The 24,077-nt window shown below is 67.8% G+C and carries 23 protein-coding genes; 11 read left to right on the top strand and 12 right to left on the bottom strand.

Annotation, left to right across the window (positions count from 1 at the left end):
* Positions 1-8: 8 nt before the first annotated feature.
* The 5 genes from ACIA49_RS14920 (at position 9) to ACIA49_RS14900 (ending at position 5,452) form a co-directional block, all read left to right on the top strand.
* Positions 9-1,796 (top strand): AMP-dependent synthetase/ligase, encoded by a 1,788-nt coding sequence (locus ACIA49_RS14920; RefSeq protein ID WP_396377700.1) that lies wholly within the window; start codon positions 9-11, stop codon positions 1,794-1,796.
* 79 nt (positions 1,797-1,875) lie between these two features.
* On the top strand, positions 1,876-2,781 hold the full coding sequence (locus ACIA49_RS14915) for an ABC transporter ATP-binding protein (RefSeq protein ID WP_396377699.1): 906 nt from the start codon (positions 1,876-1,878) through the stop codon (positions 2,779-2,781).
* Positions 2,778-3,551 (top strand): ABC transporter permease, encoded by a 774-nt coding sequence (locus ACIA49_RS14910; protein WP_396377698.1) that lies wholly within the window; start codon positions 2,778-2,780, stop codon positions 3,549-3,551. The genes ACIA49_RS14915 and ACIA49_RS14910 overlap by 4 nt, the downstream gene beginning before the upstream one ends.
* Positions 3,552-3,575: 24 nt before the next feature.
* Positions 3,576-4,817: a sensor histidine kinase gene (locus tag ACIA49_RS14905; protein WP_396377697.1), complete on the top strand. Its 1,242-nt coding sequence runs from the start codon at positions 3,576-3,578 to the stop codon at positions 4,815-4,817.
* Positions 4,814-5,452, top strand: a complete 639-nt coding sequence (locus ACIA49_RS14900; RefSeq protein WP_396377696.1) for a response regulator — start codon at positions 4,814-4,816, stop codon at positions 5,450-5,452. Before ACIA49_RS14905 ends, ACIA49_RS14900 begins: the two co-directional genes overlap by 4 nt.
* A gap of 44 nt (positions 5,453-5,496) precedes the next feature.
* Here ACIA49_RS14900 and ACIA49_RS14895 read toward each other — a convergent pair whose 3' ends face one another.
* The 5 genes from ACIA49_RS14895 to ACIA49_RS14875 all read right to left on the bottom strand — a co-directional run bounded on the left by ACIA49_RS14895 (position 5,497) and on the right by ACIA49_RS14875 (position 10,503).
* Positions 5,497-6,045, bottom strand: a complete 549-nt coding sequence (locus tag ACIA49_RS14895) for a hypothetical protein (RefSeq protein ID WP_396377695.1) — start codon at positions 6,043-6,045, stop codon at positions 5,497-5,499.
* A gap of 138 nt (positions 6,046-6,183) precedes the next feature.
* Entirely contained in the window at positions 6,184-7,011 is an 828-nt protein-coding gene (locus ACIA49_RS14890) for a carbohydrate ABC transporter permease (RefSeq protein WP_391542130.1), read from the bottom strand.
* Positions 7,011-8,054, bottom strand: a complete 1,044-nt coding sequence (locus tag ACIA49_RS14885) for a carbohydrate ABC transporter permease (protein WP_396377694.1) — start codon at positions 8,052-8,054, stop codon at positions 7,011-7,013. Before ACIA49_RS14885 ends, ACIA49_RS14890 begins: the two co-directional genes overlap by 1 nt.
* Positions 8,051-9,292, bottom strand: coding sequence for an extracellular solute-binding protein (locus ACIA49_RS14880; protein WP_396377693.1), 1,242 nt, complete (start codon positions 9,290-9,292; stop codon positions 8,051-8,053). The genes ACIA49_RS14885 and ACIA49_RS14880 overlap by 4 nt, the downstream gene beginning before the upstream one ends.
* Positions 9,293-9,303: 11 nt before the next feature.
* A complete protein-coding gene (locus ACIA49_RS14875) occupies positions 9,304-10,503 on the bottom strand; it encodes a hypothetical protein (protein ID WP_396377692.1) in 1,200 nt (399 codons plus the stop codon).
* A gap of 114 nt (positions 10,504-10,617) precedes the next feature.
* Here ACIA49_RS14875 and ACIA49_RS14870 point away from each other — a divergent pair, with 114 nt between their 5' ends.
* The gene (locus tag ACIA49_RS14870; RefSeq protein ID WP_396377691.1) at positions 10,618-12,348 is read left to right on the top strand and encodes a glycoside hydrolase family 36 protein; all 1,731 of its coding nucleotides are present in this window, start codon (positions 10,618-10,620) and stop codon (positions 12,346-12,348) included.
* A gap of 9 nt (positions 12,349-12,357) precedes the next feature.
* The gene (locus ACIA49_RS14865) at positions 12,358-13,350 is read left to right on the top strand and encodes a LacI family DNA-binding transcriptional regulator (RefSeq protein ID WP_396377690.1); all 993 of its coding nucleotides are present in this window, start codon (positions 12,358-12,360) and stop codon (positions 13,348-13,350) included.
* Here the strand turns inward: ACIA49_RS14865 and ACIA49_RS14860 are convergent.
* Complete coding sequence (locus ACIA49_RS14860) at positions 13,316-14,206, bottom strand: LysR family transcriptional regulator (RefSeq protein WP_396377689.1); 891 nt, start codon at positions 14,204-14,206, stop codon at positions 13,316-13,318. The two genes, ACIA49_RS14865 and ACIA49_RS14860, sit on opposite strands and share 35 nt — an antisense overlap.
* A 70-nt stretch (positions 14,207-14,276) precedes the next feature.
* Between ACIA49_RS14860 and ACIA49_RS14855 the strand changes: the two genes are divergently transcribed.
* On the top strand, positions 14,277-15,020 hold the full coding sequence (locus tag ACIA49_RS14855; RefSeq protein ID WP_396377688.1) for an SDR family oxidoreductase: 744 nt from the start codon (positions 14,277-14,279) through the stop codon (positions 15,018-15,020).
* Here ACIA49_RS14855 and ACIA49_RS14850 read toward each other — a convergent pair.
* Positions 14,980-16,182 carry an MFS transporter gene (locus tag ACIA49_RS14850; RefSeq protein WP_396377687.1) on the bottom strand — a complete coding sequence of 401 codons (1,203 nt, stop codon included), beginning with the start codon at positions 16,180-16,182 and terminating at the stop codon, positions 14,980-14,982. The two genes, ACIA49_RS14855 and ACIA49_RS14850, sit on opposite strands and share 41 nt — an antisense overlap.
* Before the next feature lie 130 nt (positions 16,183-16,312).
* On the opposite strand from ACIA49_RS14850, the gene ACIA49_RS14845 reads away from it, so the two are divergent.
* Together ACIA49_RS14845 and ACIA49_RS14840 are read left to right on the top strand one after the other, a co-directional pair.
* Positions 16,313-17,233: a DUF5937 family protein gene (locus tag ACIA49_RS14845; RefSeq protein ID WP_396377686.1), complete on the top strand. Its 921-nt coding sequence runs from the start codon at positions 16,313-16,315 to the stop codon at positions 17,231-17,233.
* Positions 17,230-17,874: a hypothetical protein gene (locus tag ACIA49_RS14840; protein WP_396377685.1), complete on the top strand. Its 645-nt coding sequence runs from the start codon at positions 17,230-17,232 to the stop codon at positions 17,872-17,874. The genes ACIA49_RS14845 and ACIA49_RS14840 overlap by 4 nt, the downstream gene beginning before the upstream one ends.
* On the opposite strand, the gene ACIA49_RS14835 is transcribed toward ACIA49_RS14840, so the two are convergent.
* Positions 17,861-17,968 carry a pentapeptide repeat-containing protein gene (locus ACIA49_RS14835; RefSeq protein WP_396377684.1) on the bottom strand — a complete coding sequence of 36 codons (108 nt, stop codon included), beginning with the start codon at positions 17,966-17,968 and terminating at the stop codon, positions 17,861-17,863. The genes ACIA49_RS14840 and ACIA49_RS14835 overlap by 14 nt on opposite strands.
* A gap of 26 nt (positions 17,969-17,994) precedes the next feature.
* Between ACIA49_RS14835 and ACIA49_RS14830 the strand changes: the two genes are divergently transcribed.
* Positions 17,995-18,960 carry an EamA family transporter gene (locus ACIA49_RS14830; RefSeq protein WP_396377683.1) on the top strand — a complete coding sequence of 322 codons (966 nt, stop codon included), beginning with the start codon at positions 17,995-17,997 and terminating at the stop codon, positions 18,958-18,960.
* On the opposite strand, the gene ACIA49_RS14825 is transcribed toward ACIA49_RS14830, so the two are convergent.
* From ACIA49_RS14825 to ACIA49_RS14810, 4 genes are all read right to left on the bottom strand, one after another.
* Positions 18,953-20,122 (bottom strand): alanine--tRNA ligase-related protein, encoded by a 1,170-nt coding sequence (locus tag ACIA49_RS14825; RefSeq protein ID WP_396377682.1) that lies wholly within the window; start codon positions 20,120-20,122, stop codon positions 18,953-18,955. The genes ACIA49_RS14830 and ACIA49_RS14825 overlap by 8 nt on opposite strands.
* A 197-nt stretch (positions 20,123-20,319) precedes the next feature.
* The gene (locus tag ACIA49_RS14820) at positions 20,320-21,420 is read right to left on the bottom strand and encodes a glycosyltransferase family 4 protein (RefSeq protein WP_396377681.1); all 1,101 of its coding nucleotides are present in this window, start codon (positions 21,418-21,420) and stop codon (positions 20,320-20,322) included.
* A complete protein-coding gene (locus tag ACIA49_RS14815) occupies positions 21,417-22,619 on the bottom strand; it encodes a M48 family metallopeptidase (RefSeq protein ID WP_396377680.1) in 1,203 nt (400 codons plus the stop codon). Before ACIA49_RS14815 ends, ACIA49_RS14820 begins: the two co-directional genes overlap by 4 nt.
* Positions 22,612-24,072, bottom strand: a complete 1,461-nt coding sequence (locus ACIA49_RS14810) for a hypothetical protein (RefSeq protein ID WP_396377679.1) — start codon at positions 24,070-24,072, stop codon at positions 22,612-22,614. The genes ACIA49_RS14815 and ACIA49_RS14810 overlap by 8 nt, the downstream gene beginning before the upstream one ends.
* Positions 24,073-24,077 lie beyond the last annotated feature (5 nt).

Genomic DNA, 24,077 nt, shown 5'->3' with positions numbered 1-24,077 from the left:
AGACGCGGATGCGTGAGTACACCGTTCCTGCTGTGACTGAGCCGCCCGGCGGCAGCTTGAGCGATCCTGTGTGGGCGAACGCGTCCTCCCACCCGGACACCGCGGTGTTCAGCAAGCGTGCGGGTGATGCCTGGCAAGACGTGACGGCAGCCGAGTTCGCCGCCGAGGTGACCGGGGTCGCCAAGGGCCTGATCGCGGCCGGTGTGAAGCACGGCGAGCGGGTCGCACTGCTCAGCCCCACCCGCTACGAGTGGACTCTGATCGACTACGCGATCTGGAGCATCGGCGCCGTCACCGTGCCGATCTACGAGACCTCCTCGGCCTCCCAGATCCAGTGGATCCTGACCGACTCCGAAGCCGTCGTCGCGATCGTCGAGAACGCCACCCACGGTGCCGTCGTCGAGTCGGCCCGCGCCGAGGCCCCTGCCCTGCAGGAGGTCTGGCAGATCGAGGCCGGTGCGGTCGACCAGCTCACCGAGCTCGGCCGCGACGTCACCGACGCCGACTACGACAAGCGCCGGACCGCGGTAACACCGGACGACCTGGCGACGCTGATCTACACCTCCGGTACGACGGGCCGGCCGAAGGGCTGCCGGATCAGCCACGGGAACTTCCTGGCCGAGCTCGAGCCGGCCGTCAAGATCCTCGACGAGCTCTTCGACACCACCGGCGCGAGCACGCTGCTGTTCCTCCCGCTGGCGCACGTGTTCGCCCGGATCATCCAGGTCGGCTGCGTGATGCGGCGGGTCAAGGTCGCGCACAGCCCGGACGTGAAGAATCTGGTCCCCGACCTCGGGTCGTTCCAGCCCACCTTCATCCTGAGCGTGCCGCGGGTCTTCGAGAAGGTCTACAACTCGGCCAGCCAGAACGCGCACTCCAGCGGCAAGGGCAAGATCTTCGACGCCGCCGCCGAGACCGCGATCGCCTACTCGCAGGCGCAGGACAAGGGCGGCGCGTCGTTCGGCCTGAAGGCCAAGCACGCGCTGTTCGACCGCCTCGTCTTCAGCAAGCTCCGCGCGGTCCTCGGCGGCAAGGTCCAGTACGCCGTCTCCGGCGGCGCACCGCTCGGTGACAAGCTCGGCCACTTCTTCCGCGGCATCGGCGTACCGGTCCTCGAGGGCTACGGCCTGACCGAGACCACCGCCGCCGTCGCGGTGAACCTGCCCGACGACATCCGCATCGGCACTGTCGGCCGGCCGCTTCCTGGTGTGACGGTCGGCGTGGCGGACGACGGCGAGCTGCTCTTCAAGGGCGGCCAGGTCATGCAGGGCTACTGGAAGAACGACGACGCCACCGCGGCCGCGATCGACGGTGACGGCTGGTTCCACACCGGCGACCTGGGTGAGTTCGACGTCGACGGCTTCATCAAGATCACCGGCCGCAAGAAGGAGATCCTGGTCACCGCCGGCGGCAAGAACGTCGCCCCGACCGTCCTCGAGGACCAGATCCGCCTGCACCCGCTGGTCAGCCAGTGCATGGTGGTCGGCGACGGCAAGCCCTTCATCGCCGCCCTGGTCACCATCGACCCCGAAACGATCGTGCCGTGGGCCACCGAGCGCGGCAAGCCCACCGACGTCGCCTCGCTCACCGACGACGCCGACCTGATCGCCGAGATCCAGAAGGCCGTCGACGAGGCCAACAACTCGGTCTCCAAGGCCGAGGCGATCCGCAAGTTCCAGATCCTCCCCATCGACTGGACGCAGGAGTCGGGCGAGCTGTCCCTCAAGCTCTCGCTGCGCCGCCACATCGTCATGGCCAACCACGGCGACGACGTGGAAGCCCTCTACACGAAGTAGGCCATCAGCCGATCGGTTGATACCGGGTCGAGCTTGTCGGGCGATGCCGAGCCAGGGGCTCGACCGGCAGGCTCAGGGTATGAATCCGGTTGTCGAGGTCAGTGGTCTGCGGAAGTCGTACGGCGGTCGGACCGTCGTGGACGACGTGTCGTTCACGGTTGGTGAGGGCGAGATCTTCGGGATCCTCGGGCCGAATGGCGCGGGGAAGACCACCACGGTCGAGTGCATCTCGGGGTTGCGGGTGCCCGACAGCGGTCGGGTGCGGGTGACCGGGCTGGACCCGGCCAGTGACCGCAAGGCGGTCACCGAGGTGCTGGGGTCGCAGTTGCAGGAGAGTGAGCTGCAGGCCAAGCTCACTGTGCAGGAGGCCCTTGAGCTGTACGCCGCTTTCTACCCGCGGCCGGCCGAATGGCGGTCGCTCGCGGAGCGGTTGGGGCTCACTGCGCTGCTGCCCAAGCGGTTCGGCGTACTGAGTGGTGGTCAGAAGCAGCGGTTGTTTATCGCGCTCGCGCTGATCGGCAACCCGCGGATCGTCGTACTGGACGAGTTGACAACCGGGCTCGATCCGCGGGCTCGCCGTGAGACCTGGGAGGTCGTCGAGGACGTCCGGGCGCGCGGGGTCACGGTGCTGCTGGTCACGCACTTCATGGAGGAAGCGCAGCGGTTGTGTGACCGGATCGCGCTGATCGACCAGGGCCGGATCACCGCGCTCGACACCCCGCAGGGTCTGATCGCGCGCTCCGCGGGCGCGACCGTCATCTCGTTCACGCCGTCGTCCCCGGTCGACGACGAGGAGTTGGCCGCGCTTCCCGCGCTCGCCTCGGTCGAGCACAAGAACGGCCGGATCACCCTGAGCGGATCCGACGAGACCGTCAACGCGGTCATCTCGCTGCTCGCCCGGCACCACATCACCGCCCACCAACTCCGCGTCACCGACGCGACCCTGGACGATGCCTTCCTGAACCTCACCGGAGCCACCTCATGACGACGATCGCGACCACACCGACCCGAAGGACTTCGCCGTACGCCGCTGTCCTGCGTACCGAGACCCGGTTGTTCTGGCGCGAGCCCGGCGTCCTGTTCTGGGGGTTGGCGTTTCCCTCGATCCTGCTCGTGATTCTCGGCTCCATCACGTCCTTCCGGAAGGCCGATCCGGGGCTCGGCGGGCTGCGGCTGATCGACGTCTACGTGCCGGTTCTGGTCCTGGTCTCAGTGGTGACAACCAGCCTGCAGATGCTGCCGCCGGTCCTCACCGGGTACCGCGAACGAGGCATCCTGCGCCGGATGTCGGCGACTCCGGTCCGTCCGTCGGCCCTGCTGTCCGCGCAGGTAGTCCTGGCCGGTGGCGCGGCGCTGGCGTCCGTCGTACTCTGCCTCGCGATCGGCCGGATCGCGTTCGGCGTCAAGTTGCCGAGTCAGCCGATCGGCTATGTACTCACACTCGTCCTTACCGCGGCCGCAGCGCTGTCCCTGGGCGCGTTGATCACCGCCGTCGCGCGGACCGCCAAGATCGCTTCCGCGATCGGCACCATCGCCTACTTCCCCGCGCTGTTCACCACGGGCGTGTGGGTGCCGGTGCAGGCGATGCCGGACGCGATGGCCCGCATCATCACCCTCACGCCGTTCGGCGCGGCCGCGAAGGCACTCGGCGAGGCAGCGGCCGGTGATTGGCCGGCCTGGTCACAGCTCGGCGTACTGGCTGCTTGGGCGATTGTCCTGTCGGCCGCTGCGATGCGCTGGTTCCGGTGGGAGTGAGCTCCACTCGTGCAGACTGAGGCTGTGACGACAGCAAGCGACCGCGCCATCGATCGGCGCCGGGCGATGTTCAATCGCCTGGCGTCGCCGTTGCTGCTCGTCATCGCCGGCATTCTGGCCTTCGTCACCAAAGACGTGATCACACCGGAGCCCTGGAAGCAGCAGCTCATCGTCGTGGTGGTCGCCGCGACCGCGGTCCTGCAGCTCTTCTGGTTGTGGGCAGGCCCTCGGCGCTCCCGCCCGGATGCGCTCTCGGTGACCTACTTCGTGGTCCGCTGGTTGCTCGGCGCCACGCTCGCGCTGCTGAACGGCTTCTTCGCGTTCTTCATGGCCGCCGGGTACTTCGACTCCGCCACCTTCATTCCCGGCAAGCGCCGGCGGCGGTTCGCGCTGTTCGCCTGCTCGGTGCCGATCTCGTTCGCGCAGGTCGGGGGTATCCCGACCGACGGGCCGGTGGGCTGGATCGTGTTCGCGTGCCTGCTCACGGCCAACAACGCGTTGCTGAACTTCGTCGGCCGGATGGCCGAGCAGGAGGAGGAGCGCTCGCGGGCGCGCGCGGCGACGATCGCCGAACTCCAGCAGGCGCAGGCGGAGAACGCCGCTCTGCACACGCAGCTCCTCATCCAGGCTCGCGAGGCCGGGGTCGCCGACGAACGTCGACGGCTGGCCGCGGAGATCCACGACACCCTCGCGCAGGGGCTGACCGGCATCATCGCCCAGCTCCAAGTGGTCGCGACGACCACGGATCCGAAGGTCGCCGAGGAGCATGTCGGCCGCGCGACCGACCTCGCCCGGCACAGCCTCGGCGAGGCCCGCCGATCGGTCCAGAACCTAGCCCCAGAAGGGCTTTCGCACGACGGCCTGCCGCAGACGCTGCGCAAGACGGTCGACCAGTGGGCCGAGCGGACCGGCGTACACACGGAATTGACCGTCACTGGCACGGCGCAACAGCTGCACGGCGAGATCTCCGCGACCCTGCTCCGAATCACCCAGGAGGCGCTGGCGAATGTCGGGAAGCACGCAAATGCGTCGCGGGTCGGCGTGACGCTCAGCTTCATGGACGGCGAGGTGACGCTGGACGTTCGCGACGACGGTTCCGGCTTCGACCCGCTGAGCCTGCCGGTCCGCACCGGCACCGGCGGCTTCGGCCTGGACGGCATGCGAGCTCGCGCCGAGCGGATCGCCGGCTCACTCACCGTGGAAGCAGAACCAGGAGCCGGTACGGCGGTCTCGGCCCGCGTACCGTTGGTGGTCGACGAACGATGACTGGGGAACGCGTGATCTCATTGCTCCTGGTAGACGACCACCCAGTGGTCCGCAACGGACTCCGCGGCATGTTCGAGTCCACCGAGGGATTCACCGTGCTCGCCGAAGCCTCGAACGGCGTCGAGGCGGTCGCGCTGGCCGCTGAGCTCGATCCCGACGTGATCCTGATGGACCTCCGGATGCCCGGTGGAAGTGGGCTCGACGCGATCGCCGAGCTACAGCGTCGCCGCGCCCGCGCGAAGGTCCTCGTCCTGACGACCTGGGACACCGATACCGACACCGTCCCCGCGATCGAGGCCGGCGCGACCGGCTACCTACTCAAGGACGCTCCCCCGGCGGAACTGTTCCTCGGCGTTCGCGAGGCCGCGGCCGGGCGGGCGGTCCTGTCCCCCGCAGTCGCTTCCCGGCTGGTGTCCGCCGTACAGACGCCGGCACCGAGCCCGTTGGCCGCGCGGGAACGCGAGGTCCTCGTCCTGGTCGCGAAGGGTACGTCGAACCGCGAGATCGCCCGCGAGCTGTTCATCAGCGAGGCCACGGTGAAGACGCACCTCAGCCACATCTTCACCAAGCTGGACGTGAATGATCGCGCGGCCGCGGTCGCGAAGGGTTACGAGCAAGGGATTCTGGGCCGGTAGTGTCCCGGTCCGCCGGCAGGTGCGGACCGGACCACCGACCTCACTCAGTTACAGATGGTTGGTGACATCACCGTGGTGGGACTGTCCCAGGCGGCACATTGGACGTTCGAGTGGCCGTACCAGTCGTGGCCGAACTCGTGTGCTGCCAGCAGGGCGTCGTCGTTCACACCGCCCATGTACAAGGCGATGCGCTGACCGGAACCCCAGTTGCAGCCGACGACATTGCTGCCGCCGCCGCAGTCGGTGATGTAGCCGTTGCGGCACTCGACCGGAGTACCGCCACCTTCACGCAGCCCGGCCCACGCCGCGGCACCCTGCCGAATGGCGGCTGCGTAAGGCTGGCAGGACGACGTGATGGTGTAGTTGCGCTGACTCGGTACCGACCAGCCGCCGGGCGGAGGCGCGAGGACTTTCGCCTTGCCCTGAAGGGCTGCTGGGGTATCGATCGCTGTCGTGCCGTGAGACGCCGAAGCGCTCGCGGCGGGGGCGGATGGGGACGGTGCTGCCCCGGCGAGGGCGACCGGGGCGGCGTAGGTGACGACGGCAAGGACCACACTGGCCAGGCCGGACACCATCAACAGCTTGCGAGCCATTGATTTCTCCTTCTGTGGTGGGGGGCGGTGCCTCACACGCCAAATGGTGAAAGAACTGGGCGGAGGCAGAAGGTGCGGCCACGCTAGAAGAGATTGACAACGGTGTCCATGGTTCGGTCACACTCCGGAACCCTTCGATTACTTTCCGCCCGTGAAGGTAATCCCTTGCGTGATCTGCTTCTGGGCGACGAAGAACAGCACCAGGCACGGCAGCGTGATCAGCAGCGAGGTTGCCATCAGCAACGGGGTGTCCGTGCCGTTCACCGACTGGAACCCGGCCAGGGCCAAGGGCAACGTTTTCCACTCGTCGGAGTTGATGTAGATCGCCGGCCCGAGGAAGTTGTTCCAGTACCCCATGAACAGCAGGATCGAGACCGCCACCACCGCCGGCCGGGCCAGCGGCAGGTAGACCAGCCAGAAGGTCTTGAACCATCCGCACCCGTCGACCACCGCGGCGTCCGCCAGCTCCGACGGCATCCGCGCGAAGAACTGCCGGAACAGGAAGATGAAGAACGGCGACCCGAAGAACGCGGGCAGGATCAGCGGGTAGAGCGTGTCGATCATGCCGAGGTTGTTGAAGAGCATGAACTGCGGCACCATCGTCACCTCTCCCGGCAGCAGCATCGTCGCCAGGACGACGCCGAACACCAGCCCGGAGAACCGCACCCGCAGCCGCGCGAACGCGAACCCGGCCAGCGAGCACGAGAAGACCGTCCCGACGATCGGGATCAACGTGGTCAGCGCCGAGTTCAGCGTGTACCGCCAGAACGGGAACGATGTCACCGCCCGCCGGTAGTTGTCCCACAAGAACTCATGCGGTACGACGCTCGCCCCCGAACTGCCCACTCCGGCCAGGGACCGCAGTGAGGTGGCAATCATCCACAGGAACGGGTACACGAACACCACCGAGCCGACGGCCAGGACGACGTACAGGCTGATCGTGGTGGCCACACTGCGGCGTCTCATCAGGCCTTCCTCTTCTTCCGGGTCGCCAGCTCGGTCTCGTAGTAGACAGCGAACGAACTCCCCCGCAGCGTCACCGTGGTCAGCGCCAGGATGACGACGAACAGGATCCAGGCCAGCGCCGAGGCGTAGCCCATCCGGAAGTTCTTGAACGCGTTGTCGTACAGGTAGTAGACGAAGAACAGCAGCGAGTCCTTCGGGCCGCCGTTCGCGATGAAGCCCTGGGTGAAGATCTGCAGCGAGCCGATGATCCCGGTGAGCGCGTTGAACAGGATGATCGGCGACATCTGCGGCATCGTCACGTGCCAGAACATCCGCAGCGTCCCGGCGCCGTCGATGGCGGCCGCCTCGTACAGGTTCGCCGGGACGTCCTTCAGCCCGGCCAGGTAGATCACCATCGCCCCGCCGACCGTCCACAGGCTCATCAGGATCACCGTCGGCAACGCCCAGGCCGAGTCGTTGAACCAGCCCGGTCCCTCGATCCCGACCTTGGCCAGTACGTCGTTCGCGAGGCCGTACCGCGGATTGAACACCCAGAGGAACAGGACCATCTGGGCCACGCCGGACACCAGGCTCGGCAGGTACCAGACGGTCCGGAAGAACCGCATCCCGGGGAGTTCGGCGTTCAGCAGCAGCGCGACCACGAACGCGAGCGCGGTCTGCAACGGCACGCTGATCACGCCGTACAGGAGGGTGACCTTGAGCGCCTGCCCGACCCGCGGGTCCTGGAACGCCTCGGTGTAGTTGGCGAAACCGACGAACCGCGGCGGCGTGATCAGGTCCCACGACGTCAGGCTGACGAAGATCGACGAGATCATCGGCCCGATCGTGAAGATCGCGAACCCGATCAGCCAGGGCGAGATGAACAGCCAGAACGCGATCGTCTTGTCGGCCCGCGGCCACCGTCGCCGGGCCCCGTACGCCGCCAGCCCGATGACGGCGTACAGGACGATCAGCAACAGCAGGAACGGGACCAGCGGGACCAGCGCGCTGGGGACTCCCCAGGAGGCGGCCAGGTCCCGGATCCAGCCAATGGTCGGATTCACTGTGTGAGGGCCGCCGTGCACTTGTCGGACAGCTCCGGAAGGATCTTGGCGACGTCGTCCTTGCCGGTGCCCAGCGGGGTGTAGCTGTTCATGCCCTTCTCGGCATCACCGGAGACCTGGTTCTCCTTGGCCACCGACGGACCGACGACACCGGTCTTCAGGGCGGTGGTGAAGGCGGCCAGGTTGCGATCGGCCGGCAGCACCTTCTCCAAGGTCCCCGACGACGCGGCGATCACCGGTACGCCGAGGGCGGTGTTGCCCTGGATGAGCTGATCCTGCGCGATCTGCTGGGTCCCGGCGAACTCGACGAACTTCTTCGCCGTCTCCAACTGCTTGCCGGTCGCCTTCTTGCTGATCGCGAGCCCGTCGACCTCCATCTGGAAGCCCTTGCCCGGGACCGGGACCAGCGTCCAGTTCGGCTTGCTGATCTTCGCGAAGTCGGCCACCGTCCACGGTCCGAAGTCGCTGAACATCGCCAGCCGGCCCGCGGCGAACCACTGCGCCTGGTCCTGGCCCTGGATGTCGGTCGAGGTCGGCGCCGACTTCTGGTTCTGCAGATCGACGACGTACTGCGCGGCCTTCACTCCGGTCTCGTCGCCGAAGGTGCAGGCGGTCCCGTCGGCGTTGTAGTAGCCGCCGCCGGCCGCCGTGAGCCAGCCGCGGTAGTACAGGTTGCTCGACCCGAAGACGCGCGCCTTGCCGTCACCGTGGGACAGCTTGGCCGCGAGTGTCTTGAACTCGTCGAGGGTCAGCGGTGTCGTTGCGCTCGGCAACGGCACACCGGCGGCCTTGAAGGCGTCGACGTTGATCGCCATCACCTTGGGCTTGGCCGCGAACGGCATCGCGTAGTACTTGCCCTGGAACCGCAGGGCCGACGAGATGTTCGGCTGGACGTACTTGCCCGGGTCGACCTGCTGCTCGGCGAAGCTGGGCACGAACCCGGCCAGGCTGTTGTTGCTGATCTCCATCACGGTCGACTGGGTGCCGCCGGCGATCGAGGTCAGGACTTTCTGCTCGTAGTCGGCCTGGATCCAGTTGGTGGTCACCTTGGTTCCGGGGTTGGCCTGCTCGAAGGCGGCGGCGATCGCCTTCAGCGATGCGGCCTCCGAGTTCGTGCCCCAGAAGGAGAACGTGATGCCGGCGGAATCGCTGTTGCTGTTGCTCGCGGGCTGGCTGCTGGTCGCGCAGCCCGCGGCGAGCACGAGGGCGGCGGCGACTGGGATCAAACGGAGCTTCATGAGGGGGTTCCTTAGAGGATGAACCGGGCGGTCTGGCCCGGTTCGAGGGGATGTGTTTCGGCGCCGACCGTCACCGGCAGCGGCCCGGGTCCGCTGTGCACGGCGACCTCGGTGGTGTGCCGGGCCTCCTGGGTGATGCGGAGGTCCCAGTCGCCGACCTTTACGTGGTCGGCGGTCAGCCAGCCGATCTCTTCCGGCAGGTGGGATTCGATGCTCAGGGCAACACCCTTGCTGGGGCGCAGGCCGAGAAGGCCGGCAACCAGGTGCTCGACGACCGTGAACGAGATCTCCGGGTACTCGTCCCGGCTGTCGATCAGGTGCTTGGTCCAGCGCCAGGCCGACTCGTCCCGCCCGTACTTGAACAGCAGTTCGGGGTAGTAGCTGAGCGACTCGATGTTCTTCGGCGGGTCCGAGTCCATCGTGGACTCGAGCCAGTCCAGCGACTCGTCGGTACCGCCGAGCCCGAACAGCGGCGGCAACGTGTGCGACTCCAACCCCCAGTCGAAGTCCAAGCCGTCCTTGGTCACGCCGCGGGCGAAGTGATCACCACCCCACCAACTCTCGTACGTCGCCTGGATCTTGTCCGCCTCGGCGTCCCGGCCGAGTTTGCGCAGTACGGCGTACTGCGTCGCGAGGCCGTCGCCCGCGATCAGGAGCGGAGCCTCCCGCTCGTTGTAGGTCGCGGTGCCGAGGAAGATGTCCGCGGTACCGCCGGCCTCCGGGATGCCGTCACCATCGGCATCGTGGGCCGCCACGAACGCGCCGACGCTGTTCGCGTAGTACGCCGCGAGGTCGGGGTCGTCGAGCCAGCGGCGGTCGCCGGTCCAGTCGTACTGTTCCAGCGCCCGGTAGCACAGGTCGAACACCGCGGGGATCTCCCGGACGAAGTGCTCGTCGTCGTGATAGTCCAGGGCCGCGATCCGGCCGTCGAAGTGGAACGCCCAGATCGGGAACCATTTCCGGGCCGGCGTCGCGGACCGGGCGAAATGCCGGACCATCGCGAAGTTCTCGGCGTCCAGGCCGAGCAGGTGCGCACCGGCCGCCTGGTGGCACACGTCGCGCGAGTAGAACATCTCCCGCGACGGGTAGCCCGCCCAGTACGACGGCAGGTTGCCGGGCGCCTTCCCGGTCTGGACCCAGTCCAGAGCACGCCGCGACGCCCAGGCGAAGGCATCCTCGACGTAGCCGGAGTCGGAGCTCACAGTGAGCACTTGACGCTCCTCGAAGATCGGATATTAGCGGTAAAATTTCCTTGCTAAAGTAAGCATGTAGACCAATTCCGTCAATACTTCAGCCGAGCCGGTTTTACCGCTATAGTCGCCGCCGTGACGAGCTTCGAGATCCTGGCCGGGACCCTGCGGCGGACCGGTACGGCGACCGGTGCGCGCTCGGTGAGAGAACTACCGAGCGCCGAGTCCGGCGTACTGCGGTTCGAGGTGATCGCGGACGGTCCGGTGACGCTGACCTGGACCTGGCCGACCGGGTCGGCGGTGACGCTGTGGCGGGCCTCGTGTGGCGCGCGCCGCGAGCTCCCGACCGATTGGGGTTCGCGACGCCGGATCAACTCGGTCCGGTCCGCCCCGGTCGGCAGTCTGGTCGACGATCGCGACCGCAGCCTGCTGACCGTGGCCTTGTCGGCGCACGTTCGCGGCTGCGAGTTCGCGATCGGGGTGAACGAGGAGACCGCCGAGCAGCTGATCGAGTTGGTTGCCGACGACATCGAGCTGACCGACGGCGCTGCCCGGTTCGTCCTCCGGATCGATCTGCGCGACGTCCATTTCGCCGAGGCGCTGCGCGGTGTGACGGCCGAGTGGGCGGCCGACCTCGGTGACCGGGTGGCCGTCGTACCGGAGATTGGCCGGCAGGCCATGTATTCGACCTGGTACAGCGACCATCAGCACGTGACCGCGTCGACGGTCGAGCACCACGCGAGTGCCAGCGCGGCGTACGGGTGTGAGGCGATCATCGTCGACGACGGCTGGCAGACGGACAGCACCGCGCGCGGGTACGCGTACTGCGGTGACTGGGAGCCGACCAGCGGCAAGTTCCCCGACATGGCCGAGCATGTACGGCGGGTGCACGAGCTCGGACTGCGTTACGTGCTGTGGATCGCGCCGCCGCTGATCGGCGTGCACTCCAAGGCGTGGGAGCGGTTGAAGGACCGCGTGCTCGGGTTCGCCGACGGTGACGTGGTGGCGGTGCTGGATCCGCGGTACCCCGAGGTGCGCGAGCATCTGGTCGAGTGCTGCGTCCGCCCGGTGCGTGACTGGGGTGTCGACGGCCTCAAGATCGACTTCATCGACTCGTGGGCGTGGGAAGGTGCCGTCCCTGATGCGCCAGATGCTGACTGCACCTCGATCGATGAGGGCGTGGAGCGGTTGCTGCAGGCCGTTCGGGACGAGGTGCAGCGGCTGCGGGACGACGTACTGATCGAGTTCCGGCAGGACTACGTGAACCCGCGGCTGTGGCAGTTCGGCACCTTCCTGCGGGCCGGCGACTGCGCGATGGATCCGGTGGAGAATCGCGTGCGGACCATCGACACCCGGCTACTCGCTGGGGATCGCGCGGTGCACTCCGACATGCTGGTGTGGCACCCGACGGCGACGCCGGAGACCGTGGCTCAGCAGTTCATCGGTGCGCTTTTCAGCACGGTCCAGGTGTCGATGGACATCTCGGAGCTGTCGCCCGAGCACGATCGGGTGGTCCGCCACTGGCTGGGATTCATGCGCCAGCATCTCGACGTACTGCAAGGTGGGGAGTTGTTGCCTTCGCGGTCGGATGCGCGGTATGCGCAGGTGAAGGCGGTCGGTGCGACGACGGTGGTGGCGGCTTTCACCGACCCGGTGGTGCAGCTGGCCGACTCCGATCGGTCGGTCCTGCTGGTGAACGGTGGGAGTGGACCGCGACTCCTGGTCGAAGGTGCCGGTCCCGGACCGGTCGACCTCGTAGTGTCGGACTGTTCGGGGGTTGAGGTGTATCGCCGTACGGAAACGCCTTCTGCGCTGTGGGCGATCGACGTACCGGTGGCTGGAGTAGCGCGCATCGAACGGAACTAGGGGGCTGGATTGGTATCACGACCACGCCGTACGACGGTTGCGGACGTCGCGCGCCTCGCCGGGGTGTCCGCGATGACGGTGTCGAACGTCTTGAACGCACCGCACCGCGTGAGCGAGCCGACGGTCCGCACGGTGCAAGCGGCGATCGACGAGCTCGGCTACATCCCGAACCACGCGGCCCGCGCGCTGTCGTCGGGTCGCAGCCAGGTCATCGGTCTGCCCCTGTACGACGAGTTCAGTGAGGAGAACCCAGGTCTCAGCGGGTTCCTGCACGGCCTGCTCGACGGCCTGGTGCGCGCTGCGGCGGTCTCCGGGTACGGCGTTCATGTCACCACGCCGACCGCGGGAGCAACCGAGATAGCGCTCTACGAGAAGCTGATCGCGGCTCGGCAGGTCGACGCGATCGTGGTCCTGGAGACGATGCCGAACGACGCGCGGATCGAGTTCCTCAGTCAGCGCCGGTTCCCGTTCGTCGCGTTCGGCCGCACGGGTCCGCAGCACCGGCAGTGCTGGGTCGACGTGGACAACGAGACCTCGATGGCCGGCATCGCGCGGCACCTGCGGGACAGCGGCAGAGACAGCGCTCTCTACCTGAGAACGGACAGCTCCCTGCCGTGGGTTCACCAGCGGCAGGACGGCTTCGTCCGCGAATTCCCGAACACCGTCGTCCACCCGTTCAGCTCGTTGGAACAGGTGGACGCCTACGTCTCGTCGCAGAGCGCTCCCCCGGATGTTCTCGTCGCCGACAACGACGCCTTCGCGGTGGTCGCCATGCGCGCCCTGCAACGCCGCGGTATCCCTGTCGGCGAGGACGTCGCGGTCACCGGCTTCAACGACTTCCCGTTCGCCGGCATGCTCGACACTCCCCTGACCACCGCGCGCATCCCGTTGCGCGACATCGCGGCCTGCCTGTTCGACCGCGCGCTGCTGGAGATCAACGGCGACCCTGATCAGCCCGGCCGGCTCGTCACGGCACCGCTGGTGGTTCGGTCGAGTGCCTGACCGCCGCTTCGACGAAGTGCGCGATCTCGGGCGATCGGCTGCCGGCCGGCCAGACCACCAGCATCTCGTAGGGCTCGGCACCGACCACCGGCCGGTACACGACCTCCGGCCGGAGGTTCCGGAGCGCCATCGAACGCGGCACCAAGGCAATCGCCTGACCGAAGGCAATCACCTCCAGCAGCTGTGAGGTGTCGTGGACGACTGGTCCGTCGATCGGCGCCTTCGGCTCGGCGGACCAGTAGTTGTAGTCGCCGTCGCTCGCGCCGTTCCAGCGCGGTGCGGGGAAGCCGATCAGGTCGGCGACCTCCAACACCTCGCGCTCGGCCAGCTCGTGCCCGGCCGGCAACGCCGCGACGCGCGGCTCGGTGTAGAGCGCCTCGCACTCCAGCCCGCGCGGATCGAACGGCAGGCTGACCAGCGCCACATCCGCCCGGCCGTCGCGGACCATGGCGGCCTGCTCCCCGAACCCACTCACGAGGATCTCGATCCCCGGTAGCTCACCGTCGCGCCGGAGCTCGCCGACGACCCGGTGCAACAGTTCGGTCGCGACACCAGGCTTCGCCGTCACCACCGGACCGTGCGACACCCGGCCGGCCCGCTGCGTCCGCCGTACGGCGGAATCGAGCGCCTCGAGCACCGGACCGGACTCCTTCAGCAGCGTCTCACCGGCGTCGGTCAGCACCAGCCGCGGTCCCGACCGGTCGAACAGCTCGACACCCAGCCGATGCTCCAACTGCCGGATCGCGCGTGAGAGCGGCGGCTGGGCGATGCCGAGCCGCTCGGCGGCACGGGTGATGTTCAGGTCCTCCGCGACCGCGCGGAAGTACCGCAGTTCACGGATCTCGGGCTCGGCCATACCTCCAGGGTATGGCGACGTACCTGATCGGTGTTGGCCCCCCGACGGGTGCCGGGGCTCCACTGGAACCATGAACAGCAACGAAGTCGCCCTCGTCACGGGCGGAAACAAAGGCATCGGCCACGAGATCGTCCGTCAGCTCGCTACCCGCGGCTTCACCGTCTACCTGGGCGCCCGCAACCCTGCGCTCGGTCTCGCAGCAGCCGAGGAGCTGGCTGGGTCGGACGTCCGCTTCGTCCAGCTCGACGTCACCGACGTGGCGTCGGTCCAGGCCGCCGTCGAGCACATCGAGGCCGACTCCGGCCGACTCGACGTCCTGATCAACAACGCGGGCATCGTCTCCGAGTGGGGCACGAAGGTCCCCGACATCACCGCCGCACAGGTCCGGACGGCGTACGACGTCAACGTGTTCGGCGTGATCACGACGACCCAGGCCGGCATCCCGCTCCTGCGCCAGTCACCGAACGCGCGCATCGTGAACATGTCGAGCGGCCTCGGCTCGGTCAACCTGCTCTCCGACCTCGACGGCCGTCTGAACACCCAGGGCCTGCTCGCCTACAGCTCCTCCAAGGCCGCCCTCAACGCACTGACCCTCCTGTACGCCGGTGCCCTCCGCCCCGACGGCATCAAGGTCAACGCGGCGACACCCGGCCTGGTCCCCACCGACCTCAACACCGAGGCCACGGTGGATCGCGGTCAACGCACACCGGCCGACGGCGCCGTCGTACCGGTGCTGCTGGCAACCATCCCCGCCGACGGACCGACCGGTGTGTTCAGAGGACCGTCGGCACTGGATGAGGTCGCACTGTGGTGAGCGCCTGACGCGCAATGCCAAGCACCACCGCCGTACCCAGCACACCACCGAGGGCAATCGTGAGACTGGGCCGGATCAGCGTCCCGACGACCCCGGCCAACGCAATGCTCACGCCCTGGATCGCCATCAGCCCGCTGGTCTGCACGGTGAACAACCGACCCCGGTACGCCGGATCGGCCGCGTCGAGGATCATCGGATCGATCGCCTGGTTGAACGCGAACCCGCTGCCCGCCACCGCCAGCAACACTGCCGCGACCGGCACGGAAGGCGTTGCCAGGAAGGCGATCGCGGGCACCTGAGTGGCTAGCAGGAGTGGAACGACGAGCCGTCGTCGCGTGGAAGGGGTGAACCGCGCGACGACAAGCTCGCCGAGTACAGTGCCGGCGGCGTAGCCGGTAAAGAGCGCCCCGGCGGCCGCGGGCGCCGCGCCGGTCTGCGCCGAGTAGGCGACTGCGAGCCCGTCCGGCACTGACGAGAAGGCTGGCGTCACCCAGGTCAGCAGGATCAGCGGCCGCAACCGAGGATGCGTGAAAAGATGCCGCAGCCCGGTCCACGAGTCGCGCACAGTACTGCGGCTCCGCTCGCCTGCCGGAGAGTACGGCGTACCGAGACCGATCAGCAGCGCGGAGACGAGAAAGGTGAGCACGTCCACCGCGAGCAACCAAGGTGCGCCAACAGCCGCCACCGCGGCCGCACCGAGCGCGAACCCGGTCAGTACGGTCAGCTGACTGATTGCCCGCAGCAACGATCGCCCCACCGGGAACAGCTCAACCGGCAACAGGTGAGCGAGGCTCGCCGCACGGGCGCCCGCGAAGATCGGTGCGATCACGCCAGTCGCCAACAACAACCCGAGTAGCGCTCCAACCGGCAGCCCCGGGATCAACATCAACCCGATGCAGACCGCGCTCAGCACATCGCACACCACCAGCACGCGCCGCGCCGGGAAGCGGTCGGCGACCGACGAGAGCAGGATGCCGCCGAGCGCGTACGGGAGGAACGAGCAGGCCAGAACGAGGGCCGACAGCAACGGTGAACCGGTGCGTTCGAAGATCAGGATCGACAACGCGACCTGGGCGGCGATCGTGCCCAGCATCGAGACGGCATGGGCGACGAACACGTTACGCAAGCCAGGGATGCCGAGAACACGGCGATAGGACCTCACGCCCCGAAGGGTGTCCGACTTGTCCATGCACAATCTAGACTTTTGGTTGTGACCGAAAGTCCGGGCGGATGACCGTCCTGCGTTTCACCCAGAGCGATACCTTGCGCTGCCGCTTCGGCCTGTCACCGTTGTGGGAGACCGTGTCCGCCGTCCGGGTCCTGAACGGAATCCAGCACCGCCCGATGTACACGCCCTGGGTGACGGCGAAACGGACGCCGCCGCCGGACTGGACCTGAGCGGACTGCTGGCGCTCCAGCCGCGCACCGGCTACTCCCCCGACTTCCTGACGCCGCCGCCCAAGGCGTCACGGGCGAAGATCAGCACCGAGCTGGCCCGGGTCCGCAGTACGCCGCTCGACCGGGTCCGGACCGAGATGATCCGTTCCCGGGACGAGTTCAACAACCCGGGCGGACCCGAGATCGACCGGATGCTGGCCGATCCGGCCCGCGCCCGGGACCGGCTGGCCGACGAGATCGAGAGCGCCTGGCACGCGCTGATCGAGCCCGACTGGCCGATGATCAGCCGGGTCCTCGAGGACGACATCGCCTACCGCGGCAACCAGTTCACCGGCGGCGGCCTCGCCGGTCTCTTCGACGACCTGCATCCCACCGTGAGCTGGGTGGGCGACCGGCTGATCGCGGGCCAGTACCGCGAACCCGATCGCGACCTGACCGGCCAAGGCCTGTTGCTGGTCCCCGGCGTCTTCGCCTGGCCGCACCTCGTGATGATCGTCGACCCGAACTACCAACCGTCCTTGATCTATCCGGCCCGCGGTGCGGCCCGGCTGTGGTCCGACTCCCCCGCTCCCCCGGATCCCTTGGCCCGCTTGCTGGGACGGACCCGCGCCACGCTGCTCGTTGCCCTTGATCCGCCGGCCACGACCAGTGCGCTCGCGGCGGAACACGGGCTGGCGCTGGCCACGGTCGCCGAACACCTGGCCGCGCTCCACGACTCCGGGCTCGCGACACGCCGCCGTACCGGACATCGGGTGCACTACCGACGGACCGAAGTGGGCCAGGCCGTCATCGACGCCTCCATAATGGCGAGATGAACATGCGGCACATCCGGCGCTGGCCGGCTTCGCTCGCGGTGGTCGCCGTACTGATCCTGCAACTGCTGATCCCGATCCAGATCGCGACATTCCCGCGCTGGGTGATGCCGGCGCTCGGCGCCTTGCTCCTGCTGCCGCTGGTGTGGATGAACCCGTTCCACCTGCGCCGCGACGAGCCCTGGCTGCGCTGGGTCGAGCTGGCCCTGCTCGGGGTCCTCGTGCTGGCCAACGCGATCTATCTGGTCGAACTGATCATCTATCTGAACTCAGGTGCCGCCAACAACGGTGTCGTGCTGGTGAAGGCGGCGGTGCTGATCTGGGCGACGAACGTCGTTGCCTTCGGCGTTTGGTACTGGGAGGTCGACCGCGGCGGGCCCTTCGCGCGGGCCCCTGAACACGAGCACACCGAGGAGCGGGCCGACCTGCTGTTCCCGCAGATGACGGTCGACCTGGACGGGTGGGACAAGTGGCTCCCCGGGTTCACCGACTACCTGTTCGTCGCGTTCACCGCGGCGACCGCGTTCAGCCCGACCGACACGATGCCGCTGACCGCCCGGGTGAAGGTGCTGATGGCGATCCAGTCGGCCATCGCGCTGCTCACCGTCGCCGTCGTCGCCGCCCGCGCGGTCAACGTCCTCTGAGCCGTGCGCCGGTGAGACCTGCGTCTGTAAGACGAGCGCCGGTCAGACGTGCGCCGGTCAGACGTGCGCCGGTGAGATGGGCCTCGACAGGCATGTAATGGGCATGAGAGCGTTATGCCCATGTACAGCACGAAGTCGGTGGGGCTCGGTTTTGCGCTCTTCTCGGCCGTCACGTTCGGCGGCTCGGGACCGTTCGCGAAGGCGCTGATCGGCGCCGGTTTCTCGCCGCAACAGGCCGCCTGGGTGCGGATCCTGGGCGCGGCGCTGCTGCTCGTCCCGCTGGTGCTGGCACTGCGGGGCAAGGCGGGTCTGCGCGCCGCGCGGGCGTCCTGGAAGCCGCTGGTGCTCTACGGGCTGACCGGGATCGCCGGTTGCCAGACGCTGTTCTTCATCGCGGCCAGCCGGCTACCGGTCGGGGTCGCGCTGATGCTCGAGTTCTCCGGGCCGGTGCTGGTCGTGCTGTGGCTCAAGTTCGGGCAGAAGGTCGCCGTACCGCGCTCGGCCGCCATCGGCGTCGGGATCGCGCTGATCGGCCTGGCGACGGTGGCCGAGATCTGGTCCGGTCTGACCATCGACCTGATCGGATTGCTGGCCGGACTCGCGGCGGCCGCGTGCCAGGCGACGTACTTCATCCTGATCGACAAGCTGACCGGTGTCGCCGACCCGCTCGTGATGACCGCGGCCGGCAGTGTCGTTGGCGCGGTCCTGCTCACGCTGATCGCGGTGCCGTGGAAGACGCCGTGGCACGTGCTGACGGACACGATCGCGATCGGCGATCGGCATGCACCGGGCTGGATCATGGCCGCCTGGCTGATCGGGGTCAGCACCGTGATCGCCTACCTCGCCGGAGCGGCCGCCGTACAGCGACTGTCAGCTGCTGTCGCCGGAGCTGTCGCGTACGTCGAAGTTGTCGCGGCCAGCCTGTTCGCCTTGATCCTGCTGAACGAACGACTGACCACGAACCAGATCATCGGTGGGGCGATCGTACTCGTCGGTGCGTTCGTGGCCCAGTCGTCGGTGGGGAAGGTCGCGCCTCCTTCGGAGGTGCCCGTGCCCACCGACGTACTGGATCCCAGCCTCACCTGAGCGAGTCCACCAATTCACGAGGCAGGCCGTGGGTCTCGTGCAGATACTCGTAGTCGGTCTCGTTCAGTGTCTTGTGGAAGCGCTCGTGGCTGAGCACCTTGCGGCCACGCTCGAGCAGGTTGCTGAACCGGATCTCCTCGTCGATCAGGATCCGCCGGACCAGCGTCACCGTCTCGCCCTGGTGGAAGTGGTTCAGCGTGTGCTCGAAGAGTTCGAGCGGCAGGTCGGACAGGCTGCTCGAGTCGTCGTGCGTCCACAGCAGCGTCAGCACGCGGCGGATCAGCCGGCGCAGGACGTACCCGCGACCGGTGTTCGACGGGTGCACACCGTCACCGACGATCACGATGCTCGACCTGAGGTGATCGATGACAATGCGCTGCTCCTCGGTGCCGAGCGTCCACAGCTTCGGGATCTCGCGCATCCACGGCTCGAACAGACTCGTCTCGTACACCGAGCCCTTGCCCTCCAGCAGCATGGTCAGCCGCTCGAGCCCGAGGCCCGTGTCGACGTTCTGCTGCCGCAGGGTCTCCAGCGAACCGTCCTCGTGGCGGCGGTACCGCATCATCACGTGGTTCCAGACCTCCACCCAGCGGTCGTCGGTGGTCGGCGTACCCTCCGGGTCGCCGTCGCCGGTCCACACGAACATCTCGGAGTCGGGACCGCACGGGCCCGTCGGGCCGTTCGACCACCAGTTGTCCTCGGTGGTCAGCTCGATCGGGAGACCGAGATCCTGCCAGGTCCGCAGGGATTCCTGGTCGAGCGGGACCTGCTCGTCGCCGCCGAACACCGTCACGTACAGGCGGGTCGGATCGATGCCGAAGCCCTCGGTCAGCAGCTCGTAGCCCCAGCGGAGCGTCTGGCTGCTGCCGTAGTCGCCGAGCGACCACGATCCGAGCATCTCGAACACGGTCAGGTGCGTCGGGTCGCCGACCTCGTCGAGGTCCGTGGTGCGCAGGCAGCGCTGGATGCCCACGAGGCGGCGACCCATCGGATGCGGTTCACCTTCCAGGTACGGCGTCAGCGGATGCATCCCGGACGTCGTGAACAGCACCGGATCACCCAGCCGCGGGATCAGCGTGGACCCGGTCGTCGGGATGTGGCCGTGCTCGTGGAAGAAGTCGATGAAGGTGCGGGTAATGCTCTTCTGCAGCGTGGTGGTCATGGTCTGGTCCTTGTCTGGAAGAAGACCGGAACCGAGTCACCTGGCGTCAGGAACGACAAAACCGGCGAACCGTTTCCGGTCGCCGGTGGTGGAAGAAGATGTCAGGCAGCGGCAGCCGGAGAGCACGAAGCTCGTACGGCTGCTACGACAACGCTGAACATCTGATGCATGATTCGAAGAGTACACGACCGGACGCGCTAGCTGTCCAGTAGCTCTCGCAGCGTGGCGCCGGCCCGCTCCCAGGACCATTCATCGGTGACCCACCGCCGGCCCGCCTCGCCCATTCGCTGTGCTTCGGCCGGATCACTCAGCAACTCGATCAGCCGAACCGCCACCGCCGTCGGGTTGTAGGGGTCGACGAGATACCCGGTCTCCCCATGTCTGACGGTGTCCGGCGTCCCTCCGGAGTCCCCGATCACCACTGGCAGGCCGGTCGCCGAAGCCTCGAGCGTCACGATTCCCAGCGCCTCCGGCTCGAACCCGAACCGCCGCGTGCGGGTCGGCATCGCGAAAACATCCGCAGCATCCAGGTACGGCGGAATGTCCGCCCAGGCGACTGGTCCGGTGAACACCACCGATGCCTGAACGCCTGTCGCCGCCGCCAATTGCTCCAACCTGGAGCGATCCGGTCCACCCCCGACCAGCAGCAGCGTGGCATTCGGCACCGCCGCCAACACCCGAGGCCAAGCCCGAATCAACGTGTCCTGCCCCTTCCGAGCCACCAGCCGTGAAACGCAGACCACGCGTGGTCCCCGACTCGCCTGCTCTCCGCCGCATCCGGGGTAGAAGCGCTGGGTGTCCACGCCGGGGCTGAGGCGGTGCATGCGTCGTACGGCAGTTGGCGAGAGGGCTGGGGCGATCTGGTCGGCGCACCAGGTTGAGACTGTGGTGAGGGTGTCGGCGGCGTCCGCGATTCGGCGCAGGGCTTGACGGGTGCCGGGGACGGTCGCCCACCAGGTCTCGTGACCGTGGCTGAGGGCAACGATCCGGTGGGCTCCGGCTCGTCGGAGCGCCGGGCCCATCAGACCGAGAGGCGCGGCCGCACCGAACAGCACGCGGTCGGCGCCGTACTCGACCATCAACGCGACCGCCCGTCGGGTGATCCTCGGCGTCGGCAGCAACATCGTCGTACGGTCGCGAATCACCGGGAACGGCAGCATCGCGTCGTACTCGGCGGCGCCTGGCTCGTCGGAGGTGTAGACGACGAGGTCGGGCAGCTGGTCGCACAGGGAGCGGACGAAGGTTTCGATCCCGCCTTGCCGGGGCGGAAAATCGTTGGTGACAACGAGAACTGTCACCGGTCTGCCCAGGCGCGACCCATCGCGATCCGTTCCGGCGGGGTCGGGTGCGAGGCGAACATCCAGTACCGCCAGCGGCTCGGTGTGAGGCCGGAGATGTTGGTGACCGCCAGGTCGTGCTGCATCGCGATGAAGTCTTGTGGATCGTTGGTCAGCCGTAGCGAGTGGTAGTCCGCGCGCGCCTCGATCCGCCGGCTGACCAGATTCTGCACCGGTGCGGAGACCGTCGTACCGATCGCGATCAACGCCAGCAAGGCAGCCGTCCGCCGCGGATCCGCCATCCTTGCCCCGAGCAACGCTCCGAGCAGGACGATGCCGAACGCGGCGCCGAGCACCCCGATCAACGTCCCGTGCAGGACGTCGTCCTCGGCCGCATGCCCGAGTTCGTGCGCCACCACGAGTCGCGTCTGCGCCGGCGGCTGCTTCAGGAGCGTGTCGTAGACGACCAGCCGTCGCGTCGACCCGAAGCCGGAAACGTAAGCATTCAAGGCAGTTGTCCGCCGCGAAGCATCAGCGACCAGTACGTCCTTCACCGGTACGCCGTCCTCCGCCGCGAGCTTGAGGAATTCGTCCCGCTGCGTACCAGCCGGCATCGACGTGAAGTGATTGAACCGCGGCTCGACCAGCACCGGGTACGCGAACGAGATCCCGAGCACCAGCAACGCGGTGACGATGGCCGCAGGCAACCACCACGTCCGCTGCCGTCGTTTCGCCAAGCCCATCAGGCAAACGGCGATCACAGCCATCGCCAATGCCACCAGCAACCAGTTCACCGCGCGATCGCGGGCCCACAACCCCCACCCCTGCACCGACAGGCCGTACTTCCGGGTGACCTGCTCGGCGAGGATGTCGGTCGGCAACGTGATCACGCTGGTGAGGAGTCCGAGTCCAGCGATCAGCAGCGGTACGGCGACGTACCAGCGGTTGATGCGGAGAGCGTCGTACAGGCGGCGGCCCAGCGGGCTGAAGCCGATCACGAGTGGTACCACGACAGTCAGCACCCATGAGGTCGTTGACCACGGCAACAGCTCGGACCGGAACGCCTGCTGGCGGGCGATCTCGGCCGAGGTGAAATCGTGTGCCGGATCGGGGGTCGGGAGATCGATCAGGTGCCAGGGGGTCGTGGTGACGATCACCACGACCAGTGCAATCGCGAGCACGACGGCCGCGACCCGTGGCGCCCAACGACTGTCAAGCACCAGCAAGCCGCTTCAGGTACTTCTGCCACTCGGCGACGAACTCCTGCTCGGTCATCCCCAGGATCGACTTGAACGCATCAGCGAGCCCGCTCGCGCTCTTCGACGCGTGCACCGCGCGATAGAACTTCACCAACTGCGCCTGCCCGTCGCGTTCCGCGATCAGCCGGCAGGCCAGCCACGCGGACTCGTACGCCTGGGAGAGATCCGCCGACGAGGCAGCGAACGCGTTCGTATCGGGCAACGCGGCCGGCACCTTGCCCGCGCGGATCGCCTTGAAGAGCTCCTTCGCCGCCGACTCGTCCTGCACCGGTACGGCGGTGAATGCCACGTAGTCGGCGAATCCCTCGGCCAGCCACAACGGCACCGGCGACGCGGTCGCCGTCGACGCGACGTGCGTGGTCTCGTGAGTCAGCACGATCCGGCGGCCTTGCTTGCCGAGCTCCTCGAACAGCTTCGGGTTGGCAACGATCCGCACCGGCGCACCAACCTGCGGCTGGTCGAGTTCGGCCATCGTGACGGCCGCGATCTGGGTGTAGGTGTTCGGCGCGGCACCGAGCACGGCCTCCATCTGCGACTGCTTGGCCGGCAGGTAGACAACCACCTTCTGCGACCACGCCTTGCCCCAGACCTTGCTCACCGAAGTGACCGCCCGATCGGCGACGGTGACGTACGCCTCCGCCTGGGCCTCGGACTTCAGGCTGATCACCAGACTGCGATCGCCTTTGGCGACATCGAGCGCGCCGAGCGTCCAGACCGGACGCCGCTGGCCGGCGACGAAGCGCTCCGAGAACGAAGCGGCGTACGTCTTGCCGTCACGAGTGACGAACGTGACCGGGAGAATCGCGCGGGCCGGCTTGGCGTCGTACCCGGTAAGTTGCCACGAGACCTCGACCTGCGCCAGCCAGGACGCCGTACCGCCGAGCTCGGTCGTGCGATCCGGCGTGAGCGCACCGGTGTCGTCACTCACGTAGCGGAACTGGAACGCCCCGATCGGGAGCTGCTCGAGGTTCGCGAAGATCGTCCGCGCGCTGGCCTTGAACGCCGTCGACCGCGGGTCGATCGTGTCCAGGAAGGCGCTGCGGCTGTCACTCTTCACCGCGTCGGCCATCGCCTGCAGTACGGCGTCACCGTCGGTAGCACGCTGAACACCGGCTGCCGCTTCGTCGTCCGGTGATGTCGAGGTCTGCGGATCATGCGCACCCACCGGCGCATTCGGATCGGCAGGGGCGTTGGCCACCTGACGGAGGCCGGCGTACCCAGCACCCGCCACCAGGCACACGGCAACACCGATCGCGACCTTCTTGACGATCGATGTATTGAGGAACGGCTTGGGCTCAGATGGCCCGAGCTCGTCGTGAGCCGGCTCCTCGACGGCGGGCATCGGCACCGTATCGCCCTGCTCGTCGATCACTTCAGCCCCTCGCTGCTCACCTGCCCCAGTCAGGCGCGACACTACGT

The sequence above is a fragment of the Kribbella sp. NPDC051587 genome (assembly GCF_044453945.1).
Classification (GTDB): domain Bacteria; phylum Actinomycetota; class Actinomycetes; order Propionibacteriales; family Kribbellaceae; genus Kribbella.
This window is presented reverse-complemented; position numbering and strand designations above follow the sequence as displayed.

Coding starts and splice junctions, on each gene's coding strand:
- ACIA49_RS14920 (WP_396377700.1), top strand. CDS start 9: ATGCGTGAGTACACCGTTCCTGCTGTGACTGAGCCGCCCGGCGGCAGC.
- ACIA49_RS14915 (WP_396377699.1), top strand. CDS start 1,876: ATGAATCCGGTTGTCGAGGTCAGTGGTCTGCGGAAGTCGTACGGCGGT.
- ACIA49_RS14910 (WP_396377698.1), top strand. CDS start 2,778: ATGACGACGATCGCGACCACACCGACCCGAAGGACTTCGCCGTACGCC.
- ACIA49_RS14900 (WP_396377696.1), top strand. CDS start 4,814: ATGACTGGGGAACGCGTGATCTCATTGCTCCTGGTAGACGACCACCCA.
- ACIA49_RS14895 (WP_396377695.1), bottom strand. CDS start 6,045: ATGGCTCGCAAGCTGTTGATGGTGTCCGGCCTGGCCAGTGTGGTCCTT.
- ACIA49_RS14890 (WP_391542130.1), bottom strand. CDS start 7,011: ATGAGACGCCGCAGTGTGGCCACCACGATCAGCCTGTACGTCGTCCTG.
- ACIA49_RS14880 (WP_396377693.1), bottom strand. CDS start 9,292: ATGAAGCTCCGTTTGATCCCAGTCGCCGCCGCCCTCGTGCTCGCCGCG.
- ACIA49_RS14860 (WP_396377689.1), bottom strand. CDS start 14,206: ATGGCCGAGCCCGAGATCCGTGAACTGCGGTACTTCCGCGCGGTCGCG.
- ACIA49_RS14855 (WP_396377688.1), top strand. CDS start 14,277: ATGAACAGCAACGAAGTCGCCCTCGTCACGGGCGGAAACAAAGGCATC.
- ACIA49_RS14840 (WP_396377685.1), top strand. CDS start 17,230: ATGAACATGCGGCACATCCGGCGCTGGCCGGCTTCGCTCGCGGTGGTC.
- ACIA49_RS14835 (WP_396377684.1), bottom strand. CDS start 17,968: ATGCCTGTCGAGGCCCATCTCACCGGCGCACGTCTGACCGGCGCACGT.
- ACIA49_RS14830 (WP_396377683.1), top strand. CDS start 17,995: ATGTACAGCACGAAGTCGGTGGGGCTCGGTTTTGCGCTCTTCTCGGCC.
- ACIA49_RS14825 (WP_396377682.1), bottom strand. CDS start 20,122: ATGACCACCACGCTGCAGAAGAGCATTACCCGCACCTTCATCGACTTC.